The sequence below is a fragment of the Mesosutterella faecium genome (genome assembly GCF_022809315.2).
GTDB classification, from domain to species: domain Bacteria; phylum Pseudomonadota; class Gammaproteobacteria; order Burkholderiales; family Burkholderiaceae_F; genus Mesosutterella; species Mesosutterella faecium.
Genome location: NZ_JAKZJU020000001.1, coordinates 132,915 through 156,130 on the forward strand (window position 1 = coordinate 132,915; position 23,216 = coordinate 156,130).

General features: G+C 58.8%; 19 protein-coding genes and 2 tRNA genes. 9 read left to right on the forward strand and 12 right to left on the reverse strand.

Annotated elements, in window-relative coordinates:
- The first annotated feature begins 3 nt into the window (after nucleotides 1–3).
- A complete protein-coding gene (locus tag MUN46_RS00625; protein ID WP_243377078.1) occupies nucleotides 4–801 on the forward strand; it encodes an ABC transporter ATP-binding protein in 798 nt (265 codons plus the stop codon).
- Between the two features lie 36 nt (nucleotides 802–837).
- Here MUN46_RS00625 and MUN46_RS00630 read toward each other — a convergent pair whose 3' ends face one another.
- Nucleotides 838–1,782: a LysR family transcriptional regulator gene (locus MUN46_RS00630; protein ID WP_243377079.1), complete on the reverse strand. Its 945-nt coding sequence runs from the start codon at nucleotides 1,780–1,782 to the stop codon at nucleotides 838–840.
- 271 nt (nucleotides 1,783–2,053) lie between these two features.
- Here MUN46_RS00630 and MUN46_RS00635 point away from each other — a divergent pair, with 271 nt between their 5' ends.
- Together MUN46_RS00635 and dcuC are read left to right on the forward strand one after the other, a co-directional pair.
- Nucleotides 2,054–3,421, forward strand: a complete 1,368-nt coding sequence (locus MUN46_RS00635) for an amidohydrolase family protein (RefSeq protein ID WP_285230518.1) — start codon at nucleotides 2,054–2,056, stop codon at nucleotides 3,419–3,421.
- 62 nt (nucleotides 3,422–3,483) lie between these two features.
- On the forward strand, nucleotides 3,484–4,803 hold the full coding sequence (dcuC, locus tag MUN46_RS00640) for a C4-dicarboxylate transporter DcuC (RefSeq protein ID WP_237980332.1): 1,320 nt from the start codon (nucleotides 3,484–3,486) through the stop codon (nucleotides 4,801–4,803).
- Here dcuC and istA read toward each other — a convergent pair.
- Nucleotides 4,778–5,851: an IS21 family transposase gene (istA, locus tag MUN46_RS00645; RefSeq protein WP_340309650.1), complete on the reverse strand. Its 1,074-nt coding sequence runs from the start codon at nucleotides 5,849–5,851 to the stop codon at nucleotides 4,778–4,780. The two genes, dcuC and istA, sit on opposite strands and share 26 nt — an antisense overlap.
- A 171-nt stretch (nucleotides 5,852–6,022) precedes the next feature.
- Between istA and MUN46_RS00650 the strand changes: the two genes are divergently transcribed.
- Nucleotides 6,023–6,925 (forward strand): hypothetical protein, encoded by a 903-nt coding sequence (locus MUN46_RS00650; RefSeq protein WP_285230519.1) that lies wholly within the window; start codon nucleotides 6,023–6,025, stop codon nucleotides 6,923–6,925.
- Between the two features lie 134 nt (nucleotides 6,926–7,059).
- On the forward strand, nucleotides 7,060–8,646 hold the full coding sequence (locus MUN46_RS00655; protein ID WP_285230520.1) for an IS1634 family transposase: 1,587 nt from the start codon (nucleotides 7,060–7,062) through the stop codon (nucleotides 8,644–8,646).
- 596 nt (nucleotides 8,647–9,242) lie between these two features.
- On the opposite strand, the gene MUN46_RS00660 is transcribed toward MUN46_RS00655, so the two are convergent.
- From MUN46_RS00660 to MUN46_RS00675, 4 genes are all read right to left on the reverse strand, one after another.
- Nucleotides 9,243–9,318, reverse strand: a tRNA-Glu gene (locus MUN46_RS00660).
- A gap of 158 nt (nucleotides 9,319–9,476) precedes the next feature.
- On the reverse strand, nucleotides 9,477–10,880 hold the full coding sequence (gene gltX / locus MUN46_RS00665) for a glutamate--tRNA ligase (protein WP_237980326.1): 1,404 nt from the start codon (nucleotides 10,878–10,880) through the stop codon (nucleotides 9,477–9,479).
- 120 nt (nucleotides 10,881–11,000) lie between these two features.
- The gene (locus MUN46_RS00670) at nucleotides 11,001–12,272 is read right to left on the reverse strand and encodes an ISAs1 family transposase (RefSeq protein WP_243377729.1); all 1,272 of its coding nucleotides are present in this window, start codon (nucleotides 12,270–12,272) and stop codon (nucleotides 11,001–11,003) included.
- Between the two features lie 24 nt (nucleotides 12,273–12,296).
- A complete protein-coding gene (locus MUN46_RS00675) occupies nucleotides 12,297–12,428 on the reverse strand; it encodes a hypothetical protein (RefSeq protein WP_281069905.1) in 132 nt (43 codons plus the stop codon).
- A gap of 417 nt (nucleotides 12,429–12,845) precedes the next feature.
- On the opposite strand from MUN46_RS00675, the gene MUN46_RS00680 reads away from it, so the two are divergent.
- The gene (locus tag MUN46_RS00680; RefSeq protein WP_243377728.1) at nucleotides 12,846–13,463 is read left to right on the forward strand and encodes a TMEM165/GDT1 family protein; all 618 of its coding nucleotides are present in this window, start codon (nucleotides 12,846–12,848) and stop codon (nucleotides 13,461–13,463) included.
- A 14-nt stretch (nucleotides 13,464–13,477) separates the two neighbouring features.
- On the opposite strand, the gene MUN46_RS00685 is transcribed toward MUN46_RS00680, so the two are convergent.
- Nucleotides 13,478–14,107 carry an epoxyqueuosine reductase QueH gene (locus tag MUN46_RS00685; protein ID WP_243377727.1) on the reverse strand — a complete coding sequence of 210 codons (630 nt, stop codon included), beginning with the start codon at nucleotides 14,105–14,107 and terminating at the stop codon, nucleotides 13,478–13,480.
- 172 nt (nucleotides 14,108–14,279) lie between these two features.
- Here MUN46_RS00685 and rlmD point away from each other — a divergent pair, with 172 nt between their 5' ends.
- The 3 genes from rlmD to arsB all read left to right on the forward strand — a co-directional run bounded on the left by rlmD (nucleotide 14,280) and on the right by arsB (nucleotide 17,418).
- Nucleotides 14,280–15,647, forward strand: coding sequence for a 23S rRNA (uracil(1939)-C(5))-methyltransferase RlmD (gene rlmD / locus MUN46_RS00690; protein WP_243377726.1), 1,368 nt, complete (start codon nucleotides 14,280–14,282; stop codon nucleotides 15,645–15,647).
- Nucleotides 15,648–15,958: 311 nt separating this feature from the next.
- Nucleotides 15,959–16,279 carry an ArsR/SmtB family transcription factor gene (locus MUN46_RS00695; RefSeq protein WP_237980314.1) on the forward strand — a complete coding sequence of 107 codons (321 nt, stop codon included), beginning with the start codon at nucleotides 15,959–15,961 and terminating at the stop codon, nucleotides 16,277–16,279.
- Between the two features lie 98 nt (nucleotides 16,280–16,377).
- The gene (arsB, locus tag MUN46_RS00700) at nucleotides 16,378–17,418 is read left to right on the forward strand and encodes an ACR3 family arsenite efflux transporter (protein WP_243377725.1); all 1,041 of its coding nucleotides are present in this window, start codon (nucleotides 16,378–16,380) and stop codon (nucleotides 17,416–17,418) included.
- 297 nt (nucleotides 17,419–17,715) lie between these two features.
- Here the strand turns inward: arsB and MUN46_RS00705 are convergent, their stop codons facing one another.
- From MUN46_RS00705 to MUN46_RS00725, 5 genes are all read right to left on the reverse strand, one after another.
- Nucleotides 17,716–18,963 (reverse strand): IS256 family transposase, encoded by a 1,248-nt coding sequence (locus MUN46_RS00705; RefSeq protein ID WP_285230521.1) that lies wholly within the window; start codon nucleotides 18,961–18,963, stop codon nucleotides 17,716–17,718.
- A gap of 527 nt (nucleotides 18,964–19,490) precedes the next feature.
- Nucleotides 19,491–19,832 carry a cytochrome c3 family protein gene (locus MUN46_RS00710; protein WP_243377555.1) on the reverse strand — a complete coding sequence of 114 codons (342 nt, stop codon included), beginning with the start codon at nucleotides 19,830–19,832 and terminating at the stop codon, nucleotides 19,491–19,493.
- 29 nt (nucleotides 19,833–19,861) lie between these two features.
- Nucleotides 19,862–21,343 carry an FAD-dependent oxidoreductase gene (locus MUN46_RS00715; protein ID WP_237980305.1) on the reverse strand — a complete coding sequence of 494 codons (1,482 nt, stop codon included), beginning with the start codon at nucleotides 21,341–21,343 and terminating at the stop codon, nucleotides 19,862–19,864.
- Between the two features lie 268 nt (nucleotides 21,344–21,611).
- Nucleotides 21,612–23,027, reverse strand: coding sequence for a DEAD/DEAH box helicase (locus MUN46_RS00720; protein WP_243377553.1), 1,416 nt, complete (start codon nucleotides 23,025–23,027; stop codon nucleotides 21,612–21,614).
- Nucleotides 23,028–23,127: 100 nt separating this feature from the next.
- Nucleotides 23,128–23,204: transfer RNA gene (locus MUN46_RS00725), tRNA-Ile, on the reverse strand.
- Nucleotides 23,205–23,216: the final 12 nt, after the last annotated feature.

Here is a 23,216-nt window from a genome sequence, read left to right on the forward strand (position 1 = left end):
ACCATGCTGCTGGTTGAAAACGTTTACAAGACCTTCTTTCCCGGCTCGCCCAACGAAAAGAAAGCCCTGCAGGGCGTAAGCCTGCGGCTCGAGGACGGGGACTTCGCCACGGTGATCGGCAGCAACGGAGCGGGCAAGTCCACGCTGCTCAACGCGGTCGCGGGCGTCTTCCCGGTGGACCGGGGCCGCATCGTGATCGGGGACACGGACGTCACGCGGATGCCCGAGCACCTGAGGGCGCGCTTCATCGGGCGCGTCTTCCAGGACCCCATGATGGGAACAGCCGCCGGCATGCAGATCGCGGAAAACCTCGCAATGGCGATGCGCCGCGGCAAGCGTCTGGGGCTGCGCTGGAGCGAGAACGCCGCCGAGTACAGGAAGTTCCGGGAGCTGCTCGCGCAGCTCGACCTCGGGCTCGAGGACCGGCTTTACTCCAAGGTGGGGCTGCTCTCGGGCGGACAGCGCCAGGCCGTGACGCTACTCATGGCGACGATCCGCCGCCCGGAGCTGCTGCTGCTTGACGAGCACACCGCCGCGCTCGACCCGAAGACGGCCGAGAAGGTCCTCGCGATCACGGACAGGTTCGTGCGCGAAGGACACCTCACCACGCTCATGATCACGCACAACATGCGCGACGCGCTGCGCTTCGGCAACCGGCTCATCATGATGCACAACGGCCGGGCGATCGTGGACGTCCGCGGAGAGGAGAAAAAGAAGCTCCAGGTGGCGGACCTGCTCGCGCTCTTTGAGAAGGCCTCCGGGGGCGAGGCCGACATCCCCGACAACATGCTGCTCGGATGAAGGCCGGCGGGCTGCCCAGAGCCGGGAGAAGCTCCGCTAAAAATCCGCAGACCTGAGTCCGCCGGACCCTTTCAGCACTGTATAAGCTGTTTCGAAAAACAGCTGGCAGGCTCGCGGCACATATTTGCCGCGCCTGCGGACGAGTGACAGTGTGTTGACTGGCAGGTCCCCGCCCAGGGAAAAGAACTCGACCTCCTTCTCGCCCAGCTCCGGGCACAACGTGTCCGGAACCAATGCCGCTCCCAGTCCTGCGGAGACCAGGGCCGGCACGGTCAGAATCGACTGCGTTTCAAGCGCCACCGCGGGCTTGACGCCGTAGCGCGCACACAAGATTTCAAAATACTCCCGGAAAGCCTGACCCGACTTCATGATGATGAAAGGCAGGTCCGCAACCTTGGAAAAGGAAATCCGGGGAAACGGCGGCCGGCCGGGGCCGGGTACCTTCATGCCGCCCCTTGCGGCCAATTTCCGAGGCACCGCCAGAAGCACATTTTCCTGATAGACCTCTACTCCGACGAGTTCCTTCGTCATCATCCGGGAAATCACGAAGGCGCAGTCCACCTCGCCGTTACCGGCCGCGGACACCAGTTCCTGCGTCGTGAGCTCGGTAATCCGAACGCGGATTCCAGGATAACGCTCGGCAAAAACCGGCAGAATGCGGCTTAGAAGAGTCTCCGAGCGGTACTGCGTAGACCCGACTCTCAGCTCGCCGGACAGACCAGTCTTGAGATCCTCGAAGTACTGGTGGCGCTCCCTGAGAATGGCCTCGATACGCCTTTCGCAGTCTAGAAAATATTTTCCTTCCAGTGTGAGCTTCCAAGGTCCGCCGCTTCGGTCGAAAATCACGATTCCGTTGTCCTCTTCGAGCCTCTTGACAAACTGCGACAGCGAAGGCGGAGAAACGAACAGCTGCCGCGCGGCAGCGGAAATGGCCCCGGTCTGAGCAACGGCTTCCAGATAACGAAGGGGTTTACCGGTCATCGCAATTTCCCCTAATTAATTTTTCGAACCAGGCTGAAACATTCGGTTCCGGCGGTTGTTTCAAGCGTTAACTTTTATCCTAATTTTTATCAACAAAATTAATAATAGTCAAAACATATTCCGCAGTCTACGATCCTCCCCATTCCTATCAGGCAGGCGTGACAAGCGCATCTTTTCAGCCTTTCACTCAGTCGGATATTTACTCATCGGGGAGACAGAGATGCTCGATATGATCATTCGGAACGGACGCATTGTCGACTGGAAGAACAATATGAACCAGATCGGCAATCTTGGAATAAAGGACGGCCGCATTGTCTTTGCCGGAGGATGCGATGCTGCGGCCAAAAAGGAAATCGACGCCCGGAACATGCTGGTCATTCCCGGCATCATCGACAGTCATATGCATGCCTCCTCATGGCTGGGCGGTCCCATGAGCTTCAGGATGCTTGCGGCGGCGGGCGTCACCACAGCCATGGAAATGGCCGGCCCCGTCGATTCAGTGAAACAATATCTGGCCGCTTACGGTACTGGACTTAACATCGCGCTGCTCGAACAGCTGCGGCCGTTCAAAAACATTTCCGGTCCTGCCCCCAATGAGGCCGAACTGAAAGCGGCGGTCGAGGCCGCTCTGGAAAACGGTGCATACGGCGTCAAGCTTCTCGGCGGACACTATCCGATGACCCCGGAGTCCACGGCCAGCCTGATCCGGCTGTGCGCGGAAAACAATGCGTTCCTTGCCATACATGCCGGGACGACGCAGCAGGGATCCAATATTTCAGGCATGTCCCAAATCATAGAGCTCGCGGCAGGGAATCCCTTTCACCTCGCTCACATCAACGCCTACTGCCGAGGCATGGTCTTGCCGCTGAAGGACGAACTCTCGCGGGCCGAGGAGTTGCTTCTTGCGCACCCTGAAATCGAGACAGAGTCCTACCTTTCCCCAATCAACGGCTGCAGCGGGCGGTGCTCGTCAGGGATTCCTGAAAGCGGGGTCACCCGCAACTGCCTAATCGCGTCGGGATATGAACCGACGCGCTCGGGACTTGCCGCAGCGATCCGGGACGGCATCGCGCAGGTTCACGCCCTGCGGGACGGACAAACCGTACTCGTGAACGCAACTGAAGGGATTGAGCTCTGGAAGCAAAAAAACAGTGATGTCCCCGTAAGCTTCAGCGTCAACCCCGGGCTGTCGCGTTTTTTCTTCGCTGTCGGCAAACGCCCCGACGGACGCTTTCTTGTCGACAGTTTCTGCACTGACGGCGGCGGAATACCCCGCAACGTGATCCTTTCCTGCGGTCTGGCCCTTGTCCGCTTCAAGGCGCTGTCATTAAATGAATTTGTCCTGAAGAGCAGCTACAAAGCCGCCTGCCAGATGGGGCTGACTTCAAAGGGACATTTTTCACCGGGTGCCGACGCCGACGTTACGGTTGCGGATCCCGCCAGACAGAAGGCCGTCTACACGATCAATGCGGGCCGGATCATTTACCAGAACAATCAATTTCCAGTCTCCGGCGGCGTATTGATCACCACCCCGCAGGGCGCGCGCGCGCCGCTTGCTCCCAGCCTGGGCAAGCTCGTGATCAACGTGAGGTCTCTGCTCCAAAAGCGACGGGGCGCAAAGCTCTCCTCCGGTCTTTGACTTTTCTCCGCAGCCCTGTCCTGCGGCACTCTCTTAAAACTTCCAGCAACGGGAGAATCTTTATGATCTGGATTGGTATTGCCATTGTCATTCTGACTTTCTACCTCATCTACAAAAATTATGAAGCCCGCCTAATCCTCGCTCTCTCCGGAATTGTGATGGCCGCAATCGGCTGGCTGGTCGAAGGCTCTCCGGTCACCGTCGGCACTGCAGTCAACGCCTTCGTCAATCAACTGGTCAACGGAGGACTGGTTCCGACGATCACCACGGTGATGGGATTTGGCGCGGTTATGACCTATACCCACTGCTCCGACCATCTCGTCAACGCACTGGTCCGGCCGCTGACGCATGTGCCGGCCATCGTCATCCCGGGGACTGTTTTGATTACCTGGGTTCTCAACATCGTCCTGCCGTCGGCAGCAGGCGTAGCAGCCGCTGTAGGCGTCCTGCTGATTCCCGCACTCATTACTCTGCGGGTCAACCCGGTCATGGCGGCCGCCGCCGTGTTTTTAGGAACTTGGGGTTCGACGATCAGCCCCGGGCTCATGTTCAACCCTCAAATCGCCGACATAGCTTACAAGGCTGGAGAAATCTCTGCGCCCGACGCCATGATCGTCATTTTCCAGGAAGCTGGTCCGGCCGTCTGCGGTGCTGTCGTGTCAGCCGTCGTGCTTGCGGTTATCTGCTGTATTCTCAAGGAAGGCGTAGGAACAGCGCATCCGGCGCTCAGCCCGGCCGGAGAAGTCAGGCACTTCAGAGTCAATCCCGTCATGGCGCTCATTCCTATTGTTCCTCTTTTCCTGCTCGTCATCGCCTCTAAGCAGGTAGGACTACTGCCGACGAAAACCTTCTCCGTGCCTGTCTGCATGCTGATTGGCACCGGCCTGGGCTTCATCGTGGGCCTGTTTCGCAGGCAGGATCCCGGTGACATCTCGCGTCAGTTCTGCAAGGGGGCGGGAGACGGATTTAACAATATCGTCATCTTAATTGCAGCCGCTTCTCTTTTCGCCGCTGGAATGAAGTCCATCGGCTTGACCGGAGCCATGATCGAAGCCATGAAGGGCTCCCGGTCGATTGCCATGATCTCCGCTGTCATCGGCCCCTTCCTCATGGCTGTTGTCTGCGGATCCGGCAACGCGGCAGCTTTAGCCTTCAATGAAGCCATCACGCCTTATGCGGCAGACTTCGGGATGACGATCGTGCAGCTCGGCGCCGTCGCTCAGCTTGCGGCCGGCATCGGCCGGACCATCTCTCCTATTGCGGGCGGGTTGATCGTGCTGTGCGGCATTGCGCACGTCAATCCCATGCTGGTTGTTAAACGGACCACGGTTCCCTGCCTGTTCGCGCTTGTAGTCGTTACGATAGGCATGTATTACATCTGAACGGGCAGGTCCGCGCTGTTAACGCGGACTGCCCGGGCGCAGGAGGGCGCGCTCTATCGGCCGCGTCTTCCTGAACCCCATGATGGGAACCGGCGCCTGTATGCAACTCGCACCGGTAGGGAACACAGCGGCTGAGCGTCAGCACCCGGGTGTGCAGAGCCGGATCGGCCGTCTTGCCGCACCAGGCCCGCAGACTCAGGTTGAGCTGTTCAAGAGACTCGCAGCGCATGCCCGCCAGCGCGTTGTGCTTGACGTACCCGACGCTGCGCTCGACCTTGCCTTTGGATCGGGGCTTGCGTACGGCGGTGGCGACAGGGGTGAAATCGTACTGGTCTGTCAGAAACTGGTAACGATCCGTGAAGCGAACCTCGCCCCGGCGCTTGTGGGAAGCCACCAGCGAGGCCGCGTTGTCGCTGATCACCTGCCGGGGAACGTCCTGGAAATAAATAAATGCCTGCTCTATGCCCTGCAGCCAGGCCTCCTGTGTTTCTTTTTCAAACGCCATGGCGAAAATGCGTCTCGAGTAACCCAGGACGGCGACAAAAACGTGCACTCGCGTCCGCAGCCCCGCTATTTCGACGTCTTTCTCTCCAAAGTCAATCTGCATCTGGTCTCCCGGCTGGGTCTCAAATCTGCCGGGCGAAGGCTGGTTCTGAAGCTTGACCTGGTGCCGGAAATCTTTGATGAAACGGTTGAAAGTGTCCTGCCGCACCACCACCCCATAGTTTTCCTTGATCAACCGAACAGTCACCGGGGCGCTGCATTCTGCCCTGAGAAAAAGCGCCCTGGATTCCTCGGCCTTTGCCTGGAGGAATGCCAGGCCGGGACCTGGATGCCGGCCGGCTTTCCGAGGAGCAATGCCTCTGATGCATCGCCTGATGGCCTGGCGAGAAACGTGCAGCGCACGGTGAATGGACCTGATGCTCTGGCCTTGCTCGTGCAGTGCCAGAATACTTTGCCGAATTGATTGTGAGAGCATGAAGTCAGACCTTTCGACTTTCTGCTCTGATGTTTTAACGAATCGCGATCCACAATGGAACCCTCTCATGTCGAAAAAAATGGGAGGGGCGGCCACTTCATTTTGAATAATTGGTGGTCAATTTATTTCGCTTCACAACATCCGTCAGGCGCGACCAGCTCTTCCTGAAGCTTCTCGGACTATAAAGATCACAGTCGCGATGGGATTCATGAAACCAAGTCAGAACTTTGCGGTTACCGAATGAAAAGCGCCGGATTCGACCTTGAAGACACGGTTCTTGTGACGGACCGGGGCTATGGGAGCCTCTATAACGTGCAGAAGATGCTCGATCTCGAGCTGCGCTTCATTCAGGGCGTCCGCATAGCTGAAGACTCGATCCTGCGTGCACTTGACCGCTACAGCGCGTCTCTGCGCAATGTGAGCTTCTACAACTCCAGGCTCGGGGTATACGCAAAGACGATCAAGGAAGACTGGACCCAGAACACGGATTTCGGCCCCGTTGGAAAACCGATCTACGTCCACCTTTACCGCTTTCCGGGAGGAGATGAGCTTGAGATGAAGCAGCTGGCGGACAGGATCGAGGATCTGCTTGACACCCTCAATGAAGGCGGCAGGCGGTCCGATGATCTGTGGAGAAGCTGCGGGCGCTTTGTAGAAATGGTCTCTGGCAGGAACGGAGCGGTGAGATGGGTCAGGAAAGATGACGCAATGCGGGACGCCTGCCGCTATGCCGGCATGTTTGTTCTGCGGACCAATGAGGAAGAGGATCCCTTCCGCGCTCTTTGGGCTTATCGCCTGAGGGGACGGGTCGAACTCGACTTCAACCAGTTCAAGAACCAGGTAGACGGAGACCGTCTGCGCTGCTCGCAGACCGGGTACATTGGAAAGCTGTTCATCTGCACTCTGGCCGCCGCCATCAGGCTCATGATGCTGAAGCGGGCCCGCGACTGTGCTGCTCCGGGAGTCTCTCTCCCGCACAACTCGATTGACTGCCTGCTGGCAAAGCTAAGGTGCATCAAGGCGGACAAACGCCCCAGCGGCAATGCCTGGGTGACGCGGCCCATAACGAAGAAGCAGCGGGATTTTCTCTCGCTGCTTCTGTCGGTGCCCTTCCCGCCTAAACGGAAACTCCCGCTATCCTAGCTCCAGAAGGGGTTGACACAGGACAAACTTAGGCCAAATTAACTTCAAATGTCCCGGAAATTCAATGATTTGAATTTCCGGGATATTTATTTTATGGTAACATAGTCTATAATTAATAAAAACATGCTATCGCCATGGATTCTTCTGAAAACGCCTCCGGCAAAATGAACTTTTCCACTTACACGGACAAACAGGGAAGGACCTATGTCTACACCTACCGCAACAAGTGGGATCCAAAGAAGCATCAGTCGCGCATTGCGGAGCGGCATCATGTCGGCAGGCTGGATCCGCAGACCCGCCAGGTCCGTGTGGGAAAAGCCTTTCTTGCCCTTCATCCGGAATACGCCGGCAGGGACTGGTACTGGGCTGGAAACTCACTGGTCAGCGCACAGGACGTCGGAGAAGCGGAGCCGCAGGAACCGGCTTCCGATGAAGGCTGGGAGCAGAACGAGACCGTTTCCATGGGCTGCACCTGGGCGGCCCGGGAATACTGCATTCTCCACGGCATCAGGGATGACCTGAAGTCCGTGTTTGGCGCGGATCTTGCTGAAAAGCTCATGGATCTGGCCATCTTCCAGTTTGACGCCGGCCAGGCCATGATGCTCTACAGCGACTGGCTCTCAGGGGTTTATCTGCCGGGGGCCCGGCCTTTGTCCAGCCAGAGAATTTCCGAAGTTCTGGAACAGGTGGACCGCGACAAGCTCAAGGCCTATTTCAAGCTCCGCTTCAAACGCTCTGCCGAGGAAGCCCGGCAGCGCAGCGCCCTGATCAAAGCCTCGCTCAAGCCCGGCAGCTATGTCCCGCCGCAAATGCTGGCCCTGGACAGCACGAGCATCTCCACCTACTCCGAGACGATCAGAGACGCCGCCTACGGTCATGCCAAACAGAACCCGGAACTCAGGCAGGTCAACCTCGCCTTCGTCTGCGACTACGTCACCGGAGAGGCAGTCTTCGCCCACATTTACGAGGGGTCCATCAATGACGCGGCCTCTTTCCGTGAAATCCTTTTTCAGATGCGGGACGAAGGCATTGAACTGGACAAGATGCTTCTTGTCACGGACCGCGGCTACAGCAGCATCATGAACACCCAGAAATCCCTGGAGATGAACCTGCGGTTCGTCCAGGGCGTGCGGGTCGTCGAGGACTCGGTCAAACGAAAGTTCGACAAACACAGGAAGGATTTTGAAAAACCTGCCTGCCAGTCAGGCCTGCTGGAGGTTGCCGCCGTCACCGCGCCTGACGCCGAATGGCGCTCCAACCGCCAGGACGTCAAGGTTGCCCTCCATCTCTACAGAAACAACATCCGGGCAGCAAAGGAATCTTTTGACCTGCTCAAGGCCATCGAGAAAGCCTTGAAAAAGAAGAATGAAGGGCGTTCTGTCGACAGCCAGGCCTGGCAGGACGTTAAAAATTTTCTGACCTGCACAAAGGATGACTCAGGACGTCCGGTATGGAAGCCTGACTACGAAGCAATCGAAAAGGAAACGCGCTATTACGGCTGCTTTGTCATCCGCACCAATGAGATTGCGGATCCTTTCGCCGCTTTGGAAATTTATCGGGAAAGGAATGTGGTCGAGCAGTCCTTTGACCAGTTTAAAAACGAAATCCACGGCGACAGGATCCGCTCGACGGACAGCACCTACATCGGCCGGCTGTTCATTTACATCCTCGCGCAGACCCTCAGGACCAGGATGTCCTTCAGTGCGAGGGCTCAGACTTAAAGCAATTCTGATCTGAAGCTCCCGGGCAATTCCCTGACCCTCGCACTGGCCAAACTCAGGAACGTCCAGGCCACGAAGTTGAAGACTCACAACAAATGGGTCAGCCAGCAGTTAGCAAAAAAGCATCGTGATTTGTTCACGATGCTTGGTCTGCCCGTTCCTCCCAGGGTTCTTAAAGACTAGAAACCCCGGGAGTTCAGGCCTAAAGTCCTGCGTTAGGGATCAGTTAACCGGGAGTTTAGGTGACGCGGCCCATAACGAAGAAGCAGCGGGATTTTCTCTCGCTGCTTCTGTCGGTGCCCCTCCCGCCTAAAGTCCTGCGTTAGGGATCAGTTAACCGGGAGTTTAGGTGGGATAGACATGGTTTTGGGCTCCTTTGTGTCCAAAAAACCAATACCACTTCAGGCGGAGGGCAAAAAAATACCCATCCGGGCGAAAGGATGGGTTCAAGTAGATAGAGCGAGAAATCAATCTACTTTTTATTTTATGCCGGAGTTTCCCGGCGTCAACTCAGGTCCAGTGAACCGTTTGATGTAGTCCATCATGTAGTCCACGCAGTTGTACCTGCCTCACAAGGCCTGAATTCATTGAATTCATGGCGTCCCCACAGGGATTCGAACCCTGGTTCTAACCGTGAGAGGGTCATGTCCTAGGCCTCTAGACGATAGGGACTTAACGCTCCCGAAGGGCTTGGCGCCCATCAGCAAGAGACAGAATAATACATCAAAGAAATATAAAAAGCAAGTTTTTCGTGAGGGACCCGCCCCGGAGGGCTTCCCGGCCCGGGTTTAGGACCCGGGCCTGAAGGCCGCCCCGGCGGGCCGCAGGGCTCAAAGCCTCGCGCGCAGCCTCTCGAGCACTTTGTCGCGCCCGATGATCTCAAGCGTCTGGTCGATCTGCGGCACTTTCGCCGCGGCCACCGCAATCACGCGCACCGGCGAGGCAATGACCCCGAACTTGACGCCCTGCTCTTCGCAGACCGCCTTCATCGCGGCGTAGATGCCGGGGGCCTTCCACTCGGGCAGCGCCTCGAGCCTGGGCAGCAGCGCCGCAAGAGCCTCGCGGCCGCCGTTTTCCAGCGACTTCGCGATGTCGGCCTCCACCGGGCTGTAGGGATTGAAGAAGATCATCGCCTGGTCGGCGAGGTCTTCAAGCGTCTGGGAGCGGCCCTTGAGCAGGGCGCAGATCTTCACGAGATCGGCCGATTCGGGGTCGCCGCCGCGCGCGGCGATCCTCTCCTTCACGAGGCCGGCGAGCCTCGCGTCATCGGCTTCCTTCATGTACTGGCCGTTCAGCCACGCGAGCTTCTTGAAATCCATGCGGGCCGCGGCGCGCGAGCAGTCGGCGAGATCGAAAACGCGCGCGAGCTCCTCGCGGCTGAACTTCTCCATGTTGCCGTGTCCCCAGCCCAGGCGCGCGAGATAGTTGAATATCGCCTCGGGCAGGTACCCCGCCTTCTTGTACTCGGTCACGGCGACCGAACCGTGGCGCTTCGAGAGCTTCTTGCCGTCCGGCCCGTTGATGAGCGGCAGATGGCCGAAGATCGGGGGCTCGACGCCGAGGGCCCGGTAGAGATTGATCTGGCGCGGCGTGTTGTTGATGTGGTCCGCGCCGCGGATCACGTGGGTCATCTTCATGTCGATATCGTCGACCACCACCGCGAAGTTATAGGTGGGGATGCCGTCGGCGCGCATGATGATGAGGTCATCGAGCTCCTTGTTGGAGACGGTGATGGTGCCGTAGACGGCGTCGTTCCAGGTCACCTCGCCCTCGTCCGGATTGCGGAAGCGCAGCACGGGCTTCACGCCCTCGGGCTTCACCAGCCCCAGGGCCGCGGCGCGCTCGGGCCTCCAGCGGCCGTCGTAGCGGGGCTTCTCGCCGCGGGCGCGCTGCGCCTCGCGCATCGCGTCGAGCTCCTCTTTCGTGCAGTAGTCCCAGTAGGCGAGCCCCTTGGCGAGCAGCTGGTCGGCCACTTCCTTGTAGCGCGGCAGGCGCTGCATCTGATACACCACGGCTCCCTGGTTGTCATAGTCCAGGTTCAGCCACTTCATGGAATCGAGAATCACCTGAGTCGCCTCGGGAGTGGAGCGCTCCTGGTCCGTGTCCTCGATGCGGAGCAGGAACTTGCCTCCGAAATGGCGGGCGACCGCCCAGCAGTAAATCGCCGTGCGGGCCGTGCCCAGATGCATCATGCCGGTGGGGCTGGGAGCAATGCGTGTGCGAACTTCTGTCATCTCGATTCTTTTAATTCCAGAAAGTAAAAAACATCCGACGTCCGTCCGAAGCCGGACTTTCTCTTGAAAATAACAGGTTATTTTAGTCCATCAGCGCCCCTTTCTCCCGAAGGACAGGGCCTACGCATGAATAACCTCGGCATAAACCTCTGAGAGGGCCTTCAGTGCGCTTGGGACTGCATGCAGTTTGTGCATGGATCGCCGCTTGCTCATTGCGTCCTTCCCGGTCTTTTCAGTTTCTTTCTGCTGGAGCTTGTTGAGGACGGCTATGCCGAATTTGTTCAGCAGTATCCTGTTGTTGATGTAGTTTGCGTTCTTGCACTGGGTTCGGTCCTGGTAGAAGTCGACGTCGAGCACACAATGCAGTTCGTTCTCTATGCCCCAGTGCCTTCTGACGGCACGGGCTGCCTGGTCTGCAACGAAGGGATGGTCCCAGCGCAAGGTGGAGATAAAGAATCGGTCGAGCTGTGAGGCATCCCCGCTCTTTTTGTTTTCGCAGGAGGTTGTTGCCCTGACAATGCAGCCTTCCTCCAGTCCGCCCCAGTCGTCCAAATGATCCTGTGCCAGCACAGAGGCCGGCAGCACACACACGGATCTGTGCCCGATGCGCCCGTGGGCCAGGGTGCACTTCGACCCCCAAAGCTTCCCCCTGGTTTCCGTGACATCGGCAAACGCCATCTGTATGTCCAGGTACAGATGCTTCTGGTTGCCTTTGACCGCGAGGCAGCAGTCGCCGCCGGCGTCGACCAGTTCCCGGGCAAATTCCTTCTGCGTATTGAGGGCGTCCGCAGTCACGACACAGCCTGCCAGATCAAAATCCTTGACCATTTCCGCTGCATACGTGATCTCGTTTCCCTTGGGTCCAATCAGCTTTTGCCCGAGGGCTATCCCGTTTTCCGTATCCCAGAAGCACAGAAGGTACCGGCCCGAGGCAGCCTGCGGATTCTTGCTGGCCCGAACCGCCTGGCCGTCCACTGCGACAATGCGGGATGCCATCTTGTCCAGCAGCGGCGTGACAAGACGACTGTAGAAGGAAGCAAACTGCTGCGGATCAATAAGCATCAGCAGCCTTCGCACGGTGTCGTGGGAGATGTTTTCCCGCGGAAAGTCAGGAAAATATTCTTCCGGCGCCGGGCGGTTGTTGGCCCAGTAATCCGCGATCTGCACGCAGCTCGTCTGTCCGGAAAGGCCGGCGGGCAGCGCAACGAGGTACACATAGTCCAGGGGGTAAACCACCTTGAACTGCTGCCGCTCATCCTTGATTTCCGGCATGAACGTCCTGACGGCGGACTCTGCTGCCGAAGGGGTCGCCCGTGCGGTCTTGTCCTGTTCCATCTGCTCAACCTGTTGGCGGAGCTGATAGTTCATGGAATACCGGAACTTGCCGTCCACTACGGTACCCGCCTGGGTCCTGATTTACTGCCCGCGCTTTTTTTCCGGGTTGTAGACATACTTTGACTTGAAGACGCCGTAGCGCTGGTTTTTGGCATTCCAGTTCACCCCGCAGCCCTCGGGGATCGATTCCAGAATTTTCGAATCAACCGGCATGGGAGTCACCATTATTTCTATGCATATATATTATATGCATATAACATAAAAAAGTCAAGTTCCTTTTGTCTCTTTTTCAGGCACTTGATTCGTTCAGCCAGATTTACTCATGCGTTCGCCCTGCCCGAAGGAGAAGGGAGGGCACCGGCTCCGTCCAAAGTCCGCGCAAAATGCTATACTGCCCGGCTCGATGGGGAGTAGTCGCGGGTTCCGGTCCTTGAAGTCCGGGCCCTGCCTTCGTCAACATACCTGGCCCGGACGGGCTGTGGCGAAGGCTTCCCGGGCGCAGACCCGGAAACGGCAAGACCAGAGGAAGGAGACGGATTCTGCTGTCCGGCTCTTCGGAACCGCCGCCCGACACCGCTTTTGTTGCGGCGCTGAGGTCCTCTTTAACCAAAATATAAAAGACCCCCTGTCATGCTGGAAACCATTCTTCTCAGCACCTGCGCCATTGCGCTCTCTGAAATCGGCGACAAAACGCAGCTGCTGGCCTTCGCGCTTGCCGCGCGCTTCAGAAATCCCCTGCCGATCGTGCTCGGCATTTTCGCCTCTACGCTTCTCAACCACGGACTCGCGGCCTCTCTGGGCTACTGGATCAACACCTGGCTCACCCCGGGCCTTCTCCGCTGGGTGCTGGTCGTCTCCTTCATCGCGATGGGCCTGTGGATGCTGATCCCCGATCGGGACGACGGCAGCGCGGAAAAAAGCCCGTATGCGAAATACGGGGCTTTCGCCGCCACCGCCATCCTGTTTTTCCTGGCCGAAATGGGAGACAAAACCCAGATTGCCACCGTGGCGCTCGCCGCCAAGCTGGGAACCGTGATCCCCGTGATGATGGGCACCACCATCGGCATGCTGCTGGCGGACGTGCCGGTCGTGTTCGTGGGCGACCGCTTTGCCAAATACATTCCAATGAAGCTGCTGCACGCAGCCGCCGCCCTCGTTTTCATCGGCTTCGGCATCGCGGCGTGGCTGACGGATCCGGCTTCGTTCATACAGTCGCTGCCTGAAGCCTCCCGGGCCGCCGCGCCCTGAAAAGACAGGCCGGGCTAGCGGCCGGAGGCCTCTGCGAGCCGGCTCCTGGCCGCGGCCTCATCCTCCCGCGCCTGCTCGGACTGCCTCGCCCGGCGCTCCTGCAGGGCGGACATCGAGAATTCGCACCCGCAGTAGAGCTGGTTGTAGAAATGGTTCTCCCGGAGCAGGGCGCCGCGGCGCTCCTGCAGGCCGCCCTTTCTCCAGTTCCGATCCCAGAACTCGACGTCGGGATAGTGCGAAACGGCCCATCGGCCGGCCTCCGAGACCTGGTCGAGGCGCTTCCAGCGGCTGGAGGCGAGCGTGGTCGTAAGCACGGGAATGCCCTGTTCATGGGCCACTCGCGCCGCCTCGAGCAGCCGGTAGCGGAAGCAGGCGAGGCAGCGCGCCCCGCGCTCGGGCTCCTGCTCGAGCCCCCGGACCGCCTCGCGCCATCCGCTGTGGTCCCAGTCCCCGTCGATCACGCGCAGTCCGAATCTCGCGGCGTAGGCGCTGAGCTCATTTTTCCGGACCTCGTACTCCGGCTGGGGAAAAATGTTCGGATTGTAGTAAAAAAGAACGGGCTCCCAGTCGTTCGCGAGCATCCATTCCAGGATCGCGGCCGAACAGGGCGCGCAGCAGCTGTGCAGAAGAACTGTTTTTTTCATCACCGGAGGAAACCGAAAGAAAAAAGCGGCGGAAGCCCTATTCTGCCACCGGACGGCCGGACTGTAGACGCCTGGAATGCAGGGCCGCCTTTTCGCTTATGATGGGGCCGTCAGCCTCGTGGAGCCGGTTCAGGCTGCGCTTTTATCCTTATCCGTTTGAGCGGCGTTTTCCATGACACTCCAGAAGCTCTTCATCACTGACATCGCGGACTCAGGCGCCGGCATTGCCTGGAGGCAGGCCGCAGGGCGTTCGGTGCGGGTGTTCGTGCCCGGGGGACTCCCGGGCGACGTGCTCGAGGCCCGGCTGATGCCCGGCCCGGCCGGCTCGCACTCGCTGAGCGCGCGCCCCGAGCGCTTCCTGCAGCGAAGCCCGTCCCGCCGCGAAAAACCCTTCTGCCCGCAGGCCTGCGTCTGCGGAGGCTGTCCTCTGGCCGCCCTCTCTTATCCGGCGCAGCTTGACTTCAAGCGCAGGCGCCTGGCGGAGCTTTTCAGGGACATCGTGCCCGAAGGCCTGATCCGGCCGGTCCTGGGGCTCGAGCCCGGCGAGCGCCCTGTCCGGAACAAGGCGCTGCTGCATTTCGCGGGCCGCAGCGAAGCCCTCTCGGTCGGGCTCTACGCCCCGGGCTCGCACCGAGTGCTCGAACAAACCGCACGCTGCCCTCAGTGCCCGGCGTGGATGGGAGAGACGGCGCTGGCCGTGGCGCGGGCCGGCGCCAAGCTCGGGCTCGGCGCCTGGGACGAACGCAGGCTCGAAGGCGCGCTGCGCGCGCTGCTGATGCGGGACGCCGGCGAGGGCGGAAGGCTCGCCGCCCTCGTCACCGGGGAAAAGCTCTCCGCGCAGGCCCTGTCCTGCATCCGCGAGGCCATGCGCTCGGCCGGCGTCACCTCCGCTTCGGTCTGCGTCAATTCCGAGCCTGGGAACGCGCCGCTCAGGGGAGAGATGACCCCGATTCTGGGCGACGGCTCCGTCAGGGTCTCATTGTGCGGGCTCGGCTTCAGGGTCCGCCCGGAAACCTTCCTGCAGGTCAATCCGCTTCAGACCCCGAGGCTTTACGACCTGGCCCTGTCCCTCGCTCAAATCCGCCCGCAGGACCGCGTGCTCGACCTGTACTGCGGCGTCGGCACGCTCACGCTTCTGGCGGCCCGGCAGGCCCGCGAGGCCTTCGGCGTTGAAATCGTGCGGGCCTCAGTCGAGGAGGCTGAGCGCAACGCCGAGGCCAACGGCATCCGCAGCGCCCGGTTTGCCTGCGGGCCGGCCGCCGGGATTCTGCCGGAAATCGCCCGCGCGGGCTTCTCGCCTCGCATCGTGATCGCCGATCCCCCGAGAAAGGGGCTGGAAGCGGGCGTGGCCGAAGCGATCTGCGCCCTGAGGCCCGAAAAAGTGGTCTACATCGCCTGCGGGCCGGGCGCCCTCGCCCGGGACTGCCGGAGGTTCGCGCAGCTCGGCTACCGGGTCTCGGCCCTGTGCCCCGTGGACCTCTTCCCCGAAACGCTGCATGTTGAGACAGTAGCGTTGATGTCAAGGGTCGAAGGGAAATAGCCGCGAAAGTTTAGGTATACTGCGGTTTTCGGGCAATCGGGCAAATTTAGCATAGTGCAGGACAAACGCTTCTCGGTAACTTTCTAAAGGCAAATCAGGTCAAATAGTGCGAGGGTTGAGTTGCCGCGATAGATGCCGCTATGTTGAGTTGCCAGGTTAGATGTTGGGTAGTTGTGACTGCGAGATAGATGTTGGAAAAAGCTTCCACACTACCATCAGAGGCGACAAGCTTTTTAAACAATATTACATTCACACATTTACAACTATGAATGTATACGATATAATATGTACCTCTCTCGGAGGTGAAAATCATGGGATTCAGAGAAGACGCCAAAAAAATAAAGGCGCTCACAGATGAGAACCGTCTTGCGATCATGCTTGCGCTCCAGCATGGAGAGAAGTGTGGATGTGATCTGCTGAGGGAACTGAATATCACGCAGCCGACTCTTTCGCACCACATGAAAATTCTTGCAGACAGCGGCCTTGTTGATTACTACAAAGAGGGAAAATGGATGCATTACTCCATCTCCGCAGACGGCGTCAAAGATTTCCGGGAAATGATCGGTTCCTATGCAAGATGCGAATGTGAAACAGACAGCAGCGTATCCTGCGGATGTAAAAAAAAGAAGTAATCCATAGCTGTCATTCACAGGCAGTCCTTTGGGACTGCCTATATAAAGGTCATAAGCATAGATATATATCAATACATCAAACTAATGGAGGCAAAGGCATGAACAATCAAAGCAAAGGCATGAATACATTTCAGCGGTATCTTTCTGTGTGGGTACTGCTCTGCATGGCTATAGGGGTACTGATTGGGCATTTTGCCCCGGCCATTCCTGCCACACTCGGCAAATTTCAGATTTCCGGCATTTCGATTCCTATCGCTGCTCTCATCTGGGTCATGATCTACCCTATGATGATGAAAGTAGATTTTCAGAGCGTAAAACAGATTGGGAAGAATCCAAAGGGACTTCTGGTCACATGGGTGACAAACTGGCTGATCAAGCCTTTCACTATGTATGGAATTGCTTACCTGTTTTTGTTTGTCGTATTCAAAGCCTTCATATCTCCGGGACTGGCAATGGAGTATCTTGCCGGAGCTGTGCTTTTAGGAGCTGCTCCATGTACAGCGATGGTGTTTGTGTGGAGTACGCTTACAAAAGGGAACCCTGCTTATACGGTTGTGCAGGTGGCCACCAATGACCTTATTATTCTGGTGGCATTTGTTCCGATTGTAAAATTCCTTTTAGGTGTTTCCAATGTGGTTGTTCCCTACAGCACTCTGTTCGTCAGCATTTTTCTGTTCGTCGTGATTCCGCTTGTGGGCGGTATCCTCACTAGGATAACCGTCACGAAACAAAGAGGCGCGGATTATTTTGAGAGCACGTTTGTCCACAAATTCGACAATGCCACAACAATAGGTCTGCTGTTGACGCTGGTGATTATCTTCAGTTCACAGGCAGAGGTGATTCTGTCTAATCCACTTCATATTGTGCTGATCGCGGTGCCGCTAACCATTCAGACATTTTTGATTTTCTTTATCGCTTATGGAGCAAGCAAGCTACTGAAATTACCGCATGATATTGCGGCTCCTGCCGGGATGATCGGTGCATCAAATTTCTTTGAACTTGCGGTAGCTGTGGCGATTGCACTATTTGGTACGACAAGCCCTGCAGCGCTCGCTACTACTGTAGGCGTTCTGACGGAGGTGCCCGTCATGCTCTTGTTAGTGCGAATAGCAAATAAAACGAAAGCGAGTTTTGCGTAATGTGGACTTTTGTTCAGGATCAGATCCTTGGGATGAGGTGGTTGAATGCCCTGATTGAGCAGTTGCTGCTCATGGTTGGACTTAATTTAGATAGTCGGATTGGCGGCAGTATACAGTTCTTCATTTATGACACAATTAAAATCACGGTATTGCTCTGTGTATTGATCTTTCTGATTTCTTACATTCAGAGTTTCTTTCCTCCGGAGCGGAGCAGGAAGATCATGGGAAAATTTCATGGAATAGGAGCAAATGCTGTAAGCGGAGGGTATGGAAATTCTTGTGGGCGCCCCCTTTAGGTTAATCGAAGAAAGGTGCGATCCTGTCTCCGAACTCAATGGTTAATTCTCGCATGGCAGTTTTCCAATAAGGTGATGGCCTCACCCATCTCCTCTCCACCTTTCGGATCGCCAGGTAAAGCAGCTTCAGCGCAGCGGTCTCGCTTGGGAAAGAAGCTCTTGTCTTGACAACCTTTCGCAGGTCCCGGTTCAAGCTTTCAATGGCGTTGGTGGTGTAGATCAACCGCCTGACGGCGGGTGAGAACTCAAAGAAAGGAATCACGCGATCCCATGCGTCCAGCCAGATTTTTTCGATGTAGGAATATTTTTTCCCAAGTTCCGACTGGGCAAAATCGTTCAGCGCCTGACGTGCTTCCTCGGCGTTGACAGCACGGTAAACAGGCTTCAGCGCAGCAACAACCGCCTTGTAATCCTTGTAGTTGACCATTTTGAGGCTGTTGCGGATCAAATGGACGATGCAGGTCTGCAGCATCGTTTTCGGAAAAGCCGTCTCCAAAGCCTCCTGCATCCCTTTAAGCCCGTCCGTGACGGCGATAAGAATGTCGTTGACGCCTCGATTCTTCAGCTCGTTAAAGACTTTAAGCCAGTATTTGGCACTTTCATTTTCGGCCATCCAAAGACCCAGGACATCCTTCTTTCCATCGGTATCCACGCCCAGGGCGATATGGACTGCCCGGGGAGTGACCACCCCGTTTTCGCCCCTTGTCTTGATCCTGATGGCGTCAAAGAAAATCACCGGATAGACAGGGCTGAGAGGACGGTCCTGCCATTTCTGAAGCTCGGGAAGTATGGCGTCGGTCACATCGCTGATGAACTCGGCGCTGGTTTCCATCCCATATTCGTCGTAAAGATAGCCCTGGATTTCCCGTGTCGTCAGGCCTCGGGCATAAAGGGCCAAAATTTTTTCGTCGAACCCATCCAGCGTCCTTTTGTGCTTCGGAACAATCCGGGGTGTGAAGCGGCCTTTGCGGTCCCGGGGTACGTCCACATGGATGGTTCCAAGCTTGGGAGACTTCAGGGTTTTGGAGCTGTGGCCATTGCGCTCATTGTCACCCGGACGTGCCTGGCCCTTTTCATAACCCAGATGATGGGTCATTTCGCCCTCCAGCATTTTCGTCAGCAGCCGCCCCAGCAGGTGGGCCATGAAATCATCCGCTTCCCCGGAGGATTTGATTTCCCGGCCGGACTTCTTCAGGTCTTCCAGAATCTGTTCCGCGAGTTTGTCAAAAGGATCAGGTGTGCGTCTCATATTTAGGCTCTCCAAGAAGCATTATCTCAGAGCGCCCACAAAATTCTTTACACCCTCTGTAAGCGCTCTGCTTGTGGGACGGTGACACCTTTCTGCTCTTGCTCCTCCATTCCAATCTTCATGGGCTTTACGAGCGCAGGATGCTCGCGCCGGACGACGGCACCCGCATCGAGCTCTTCAACTATGTGACCGGCAGACCCCGGCCGCCGGCCCGCACCTGCGATATCGGCTACCAGCACATGGCTGTGCTCGTCGACAACCTTCCCGAGGTCTGCCGCCGCTTCACCGCGATGGGGGCAGGCTCTACCGGGCCGCCGGCAGCGCGGACGGCCGTCCCGGCGAGGACACCGGCTGAATCTACGGCGAGACGCCCTGGGGCAGCGTGGTGGAAATCCTCGCCAGCTCTTCCTGAGGCCGGCCGAAGGCCGCGCGCCGCATCCCGGGGGCATAAGAAAACGCCCGGAGGGGTACCCCCGGGCGTTTCGCGTTGCTTCGCTCAAGCCCCCTGCAAGGGGCTCTCGCCCGCCTTACTTCGCGGCAGCGGCCGCCTTCTTGCGGATCGTGAACTTGTGGCAGTCATTGCAGACGATCTGCGGCTTGGCCAGATCCGGCTTGTGGCAGTCCGTGCAGTTCACGTCGCCCAGATGGCTGTGGTGAGGATTGGGATCCAGGTTCTCCGTCATCTTGGCGAGCTTGTCGTAGTCGCCGTGGCACTGCTTGCAGGCCTGCTTGGTCACGTAGCCGTCCTTGTTCACCGGCCACTGCTTGCCGTGCAGCTGGGAAATGCTCTGTTCCGCAGCGCCCGCGGAGAGCGACAGCGTGAGTCCCATGGCGAGGGCGGTGAGAACCGCGAAAGTCTTTTTCATCATCAAAGTCTCCTAAGTCCTGTTCGATGGGATTACCGGGCAGCCTTCGCACGAGCGGCCATTTCGCGGCCGGCGATGCGGCCGAAAACCGTCGCGCCGCCAAGCTGCGCACCGCCGATGTAATCGCGGAAGAAGAGTCCGCCCGCGGCGTTGCCCGCCGCGTAGAGGCCCGGAATGCTCCGGCCTTCGAGGTTCTGGACTTCCGCCTTCGTGTTAATCAGCGGGCCGCCGAAGGTCGCGGTCATGCCGCCTTCGTACGGAATCGCGTAGAACGGGGCCTTTGCGATCGGGAAGGGCTGCTTGTAGGTGCAGGGCGGGTTCATCTTCCCGAGCGTGCCGTTCTTAAGGGCGTCGTTGTAGTCGTCGACATCCTTCTTGAGGACCTTCGGGTCGATGCTGATCTTCTTGGCGAGCTCCTCGACGCTGTCGGCCTTGTAGTAAGGCGTGTTGAGCATCTCGAAGCGCTTGACCATGCGATCGATCACCTTGCAGTCGGAGTCCACGATGGCGTAGGCGTGGTTTTCAATCGTCAGCTGGGCGCAGGCCTTCGCCTTGATCACGTAGGTGTTGCGCTCGTCGACGAAGCGCTTGCCGCGGTTGTCCACAATGATGCCGTAGCCGGAGTTGAGCACTTCGTTGGGGTTCACGTGGGTCGAGGCGATAATCGGGCCGGCGTGGAACTGGTCCATGTTCACGAACTTCGCGTTGAGCGGACGGGCCAGCGTGATGTTGGCGCCGGTGGTGGAGCGCGAGCCGCGGATCGCGAGACGGGAGGCCCAGCCGCCGATGTACTGGTCGGTGAGCTCGGGGTTGGCCGAGAAGCCGCCGGTCGCGAGCGTCACGCCGCCCTTCGACATATAGGTCTTGTAGCCCTCGGGGGTCATCGTCTTCACGCCGATCACGCGCAGGCGGTTGTCGGTCAGCAGCTCGAGAGCGCGGTTTTCCCAGAGGAACACGACGCCCTTGGACTTCGCGAGCTTGAGCAGCATCTGAACCATCTGGGAGCCGCCGGTGATGCCCTTGCCGTTGATCGAGTTCACGCGGTACTCGCGCGGATAAGGAGCCTTCTTCACAGGCCTGAACTCAATGCCCACGACATCGGCCAGCCAGTCGAGTCCGGCGGGGATTTCCTTCGCATAGGTGCGGGTCAGGTCCGGATCGGCGCGGCCGTTCGAGACCGCCATCATGGCCTTGTAGAAATCTTCCTCGGTATCCTTGATCCCCTGCTTGATCTGACGCTTGGAGCCCCAGCCGCAGACGGAACCCAGAGCATAAATCGCGTTGCCGTCCGGGCGGTCCTTCTGTTCGATGACGGCGACTTTCTTCGCGCCGCTGTCGATGGCGGAAATCGCGGCGACAAGGCCGGCTGCGCCCGCGCCGATGATGAGGGCGTCATAGGTTTCGGCCTTGGCGGGACGAGCCTTCACCTTGGCGAACGTGAGCCCCGGCACTGCGGAAAGGGCAATGCCGGCCGCGCCGGCCTTCAAAATGGAACGGCGGGAGAGCTGAGTCATATTTTTCTCCTAAAGGAAAGCTGCCTTTATTGGATGTAAAGCTTTGTCGGCAGCCGGTGTTGTGGTTCCCTGATTTTCCGAACCTGAATACGTACGTAGCCTGATCCGGATCAAGCGGAATCATCAGAAATACGGCAAACGATCCTGTTTGTAATGATAAGGCGGACGGCGCTCCGGAGCCCTTCGGGCGAGGGAAACAACTTAAGGAAAAAGTCCGCCCTGAACAGGGCGGACCCCAAGGGATCCCCGCGGGGCGAAAAGGCGTTTTTTATCGGGAATTGCGCCTGAAGCCGCCGCCAAGCAGTGCGCACACGGCGCTGCGGTGCGGCGCAAGCCGCGAGCCCCCCGCAAGGCCCGAAAGGCTCCTGCCGCGCGGAGCGGGCTCGGCGCCCGGGCGGACGGCCGCCGGGGCGCTCGGCTCGTAGGGATGGTCGAAGATCGGATCGGCGGGCGGCGCCGGAGGCGTGTAGGTGCAGGCGCGGCCGCTCCTGCGGTGCACGCGCGCCCCCTCCCGGGGCTCCCGGTGCACGGCCAGCGCCTGGCGCTCCACCTTCTTCTTGATGAGCTCCTCGATCGCGGCGAGCTGCTTTTCGTCCTCGCGGGTCGCCAGCGTGATCGCAAGGCCCTTCGAGCCCGCGCGGCCCGTGCGGCCGATGCGGTGCACGTAGTCTTCCGCTGCAAAGGGCACGTCAAAGTTGATCACGACGGGCAGCTCCGCGATGTCAAGCCCGCGGGCGGCGACGTCGGTGGCCACAAGCACGTGGGTCGCGCCGCTCTTGAAGCCCTCGAGCGCCTTCAGGCGCTCTTCCTGGGTCTTGTCGCCGTGGATCGAGTCGGCGGCGATCCCCGCGTTCACCAGCAGCCTCGTGAGCCTGCGGCACACGAGCTTCGAGTTCACGAACACGAGCACCTGGCGCAGCGCTGCGCCGTCCTCGCCGCCCGTGCGCAGCAGCTGGATGAGCGCGGCCGACTTTTCGGTATCCCGCACGACGAACCATTGCTGAGTGATGGTGTCGGCCGCGGCGTTCTGGCGCGCCACCTCGATGAGAATCGGAGTCTTGAGGAACTGACGGGCGAGCTTCTTGATTTCCGGCGAGAAGGTGGCCGAAAACATCAGACTCTGCACCCCCTTCGGAATCAGCTGCAGAATGCGGGAAATATCAGGCAGAAACCCCATGTCGAGCATGCGGTCAGCCTCGTCGAGCACGACGATCTCCACCTGGGAGAGATTCGTGGCCTTCTGCTCGATATGGTCAAGGAGCCGCCCCGGAGTCGCGGTCAGAACCTCAACGCCGCGGCGCAGCATCTCGCTTTGCGGACGGATGTCGACGCCGCCGAAGACGACGCCCACCCTCAGGCGGGTCTTCGACGCGTAGGCCTTCAGGTTCTCGTTCACCTGGTCGGCGAGCTCGCGGGTCGGCGCGAGAATGAGGGCCCGCACGGGATGCCGGGCGGGCGACGCGCTCGAGTTCTCGTGCGGCAGGATCCTCTGCAGCAGCGGCAGGCCGTAGCCCGCGGTCTTGCCCGTGCCGGTCTGGGCCGCGCCCATGACGTCCTGGCCCGCGAGCACCACCGGAATCGCCTTCTGCTGAATCGGGGTGGGCTTCACATAGCCCACCTCACTGATCGCCGCGAGGATTCGGGGATCAAGCTGAAACGAGGAAAAATCCTGAGGTTCTGTCATAGGCAAAGGGTCACTCCACGAGACATACGAAACTGCCGGGGCCGGAACAGCCCGGGAGGCGCGCCGACGCAGGCTGGGCCTGGAGGGAACGGGATGAAAATGGTAGGCCAGGTAGGACTTGAACCTACGACCAAGCGATTATGAGTCGCCTGCTCTAACCGACTGAGCTACTGGCCCGGGCCCGCACCG

Bases quoted from the DNA above. Each gene is read 5' to 3' on its own strand.
- dcuC (WP_237980332.1), top strand. From the start codon at position 3,484: ATGATCTGGATTGGTATTGCCATTGTCATTCTGACTTTCTACCTCATC.
- MUN46_RS00675 (WP_281069905.1), bottom strand. From the start codon at position 12,428: ATGCCGGTTGATTCGAAAATTCTGGAATCGATCCCCGAGGGCTGCGGG.
- MUN46_RS00710 (WP_243377555.1), bottom strand. From the start codon at position 19,832: ATGATGAAAAAGACTTTCGCGGTTCTCACCGCCCTCGCCATGGGACTC.
- MUN46_RS00680 (WP_243377728.1), top strand. From the start codon at position 12,846: ATGCTGGAAACCATTCTTCTCAGCACCTGCGCCATTGCGCTCTCTGAA.
- MUN46_RS00630 (WP_243377079.1), bottom strand. From the start codon at position 1,782: ATGACCGGTAAACCCCTTCGTTATCTGGAAGCCGTTGCTCAGACCGGG.
- rlmD (WP_243377726.1), top strand. From the start codon at position 14,280: ATGACACTCCAGAAGCTCTTCATCACTGACATCGCGGACTCAGGCGCC.
- arsB (WP_243377725.1), top strand. From the start codon at position 16,378: ATGAACAATCAAAGCAAAGGCATGAATACATTTCAGCGGTATCTTTCT.
- MUN46_RS00635 (WP_285230518.1), top strand. From the start codon at position 2,054: ATGAACCAGATCGGCAATCTTGGAATAAAGGACGGCCGCATTGTCTTT.
- istA (WP_340309650.1), bottom strand. From the start codon at position 5,851: ATGAGAGGGTTCCATTGTGGATCGCGATTCGTTAAAACATCAGAGCAG.
- MUN46_RS00625 (WP_243377078.1), top strand. From the start codon at position 4: ATGCTGCTGGTTGAAAACGTTTACAAGACCTTCTTTCCCGGCTCGCCC.
- MUN46_RS00715 (WP_237980305.1), bottom strand. From the start codon at position 21,343: ATGACTCAGCTCTCCCGCCGTTCCATTTTGAAGGCCGGCGCGGCCGGC.
- MUN46_RS00685 (WP_243377727.1), bottom strand. From the start codon at position 14,107: ATGAAAAAAACAGTTCTTCTGCACAGCTGCTGCGCGCCCTGTTCGGCC.
- gltX (WP_237980326.1), bottom strand. From the start codon at position 10,880: ATGACAGAAGTTCGCACACGCATTGCTCCCAGCCCCACCGGCATGATG.
- MUN46_RS00650 (WP_285230519.1), top strand. From the start codon at position 6,023: ATGAAAAGCGCCGGATTCGACCTTGAAGACACGGTTCTTGTGACGGAC.
- MUN46_RS00695 (WP_237980314.1), top strand. From the start codon at position 15,959: ATGGGATTCAGAGAAGACGCCAAAAAAATAAAGGCGCTCACAGATGAG.
- MUN46_RS00705 (WP_285230521.1), bottom strand. From the start codon at position 18,963: ATGAGACGCACACCTGATCCTTTTGACAAACTCGCGGAACAGATTCTG.
- MUN46_RS00720 (WP_243377553.1), bottom strand. From the start codon at position 23,027: ATGACAGAACCTCAGGATTTTTCCTCGTTTCAGCTTGATCCCCGAATC.
- MUN46_RS00655 (WP_285230520.1), top strand. From the start codon at position 7,060: ATGGATTCTTCTGAAAACGCCTCCGGCAAAATGAACTTTTCCACTTAC.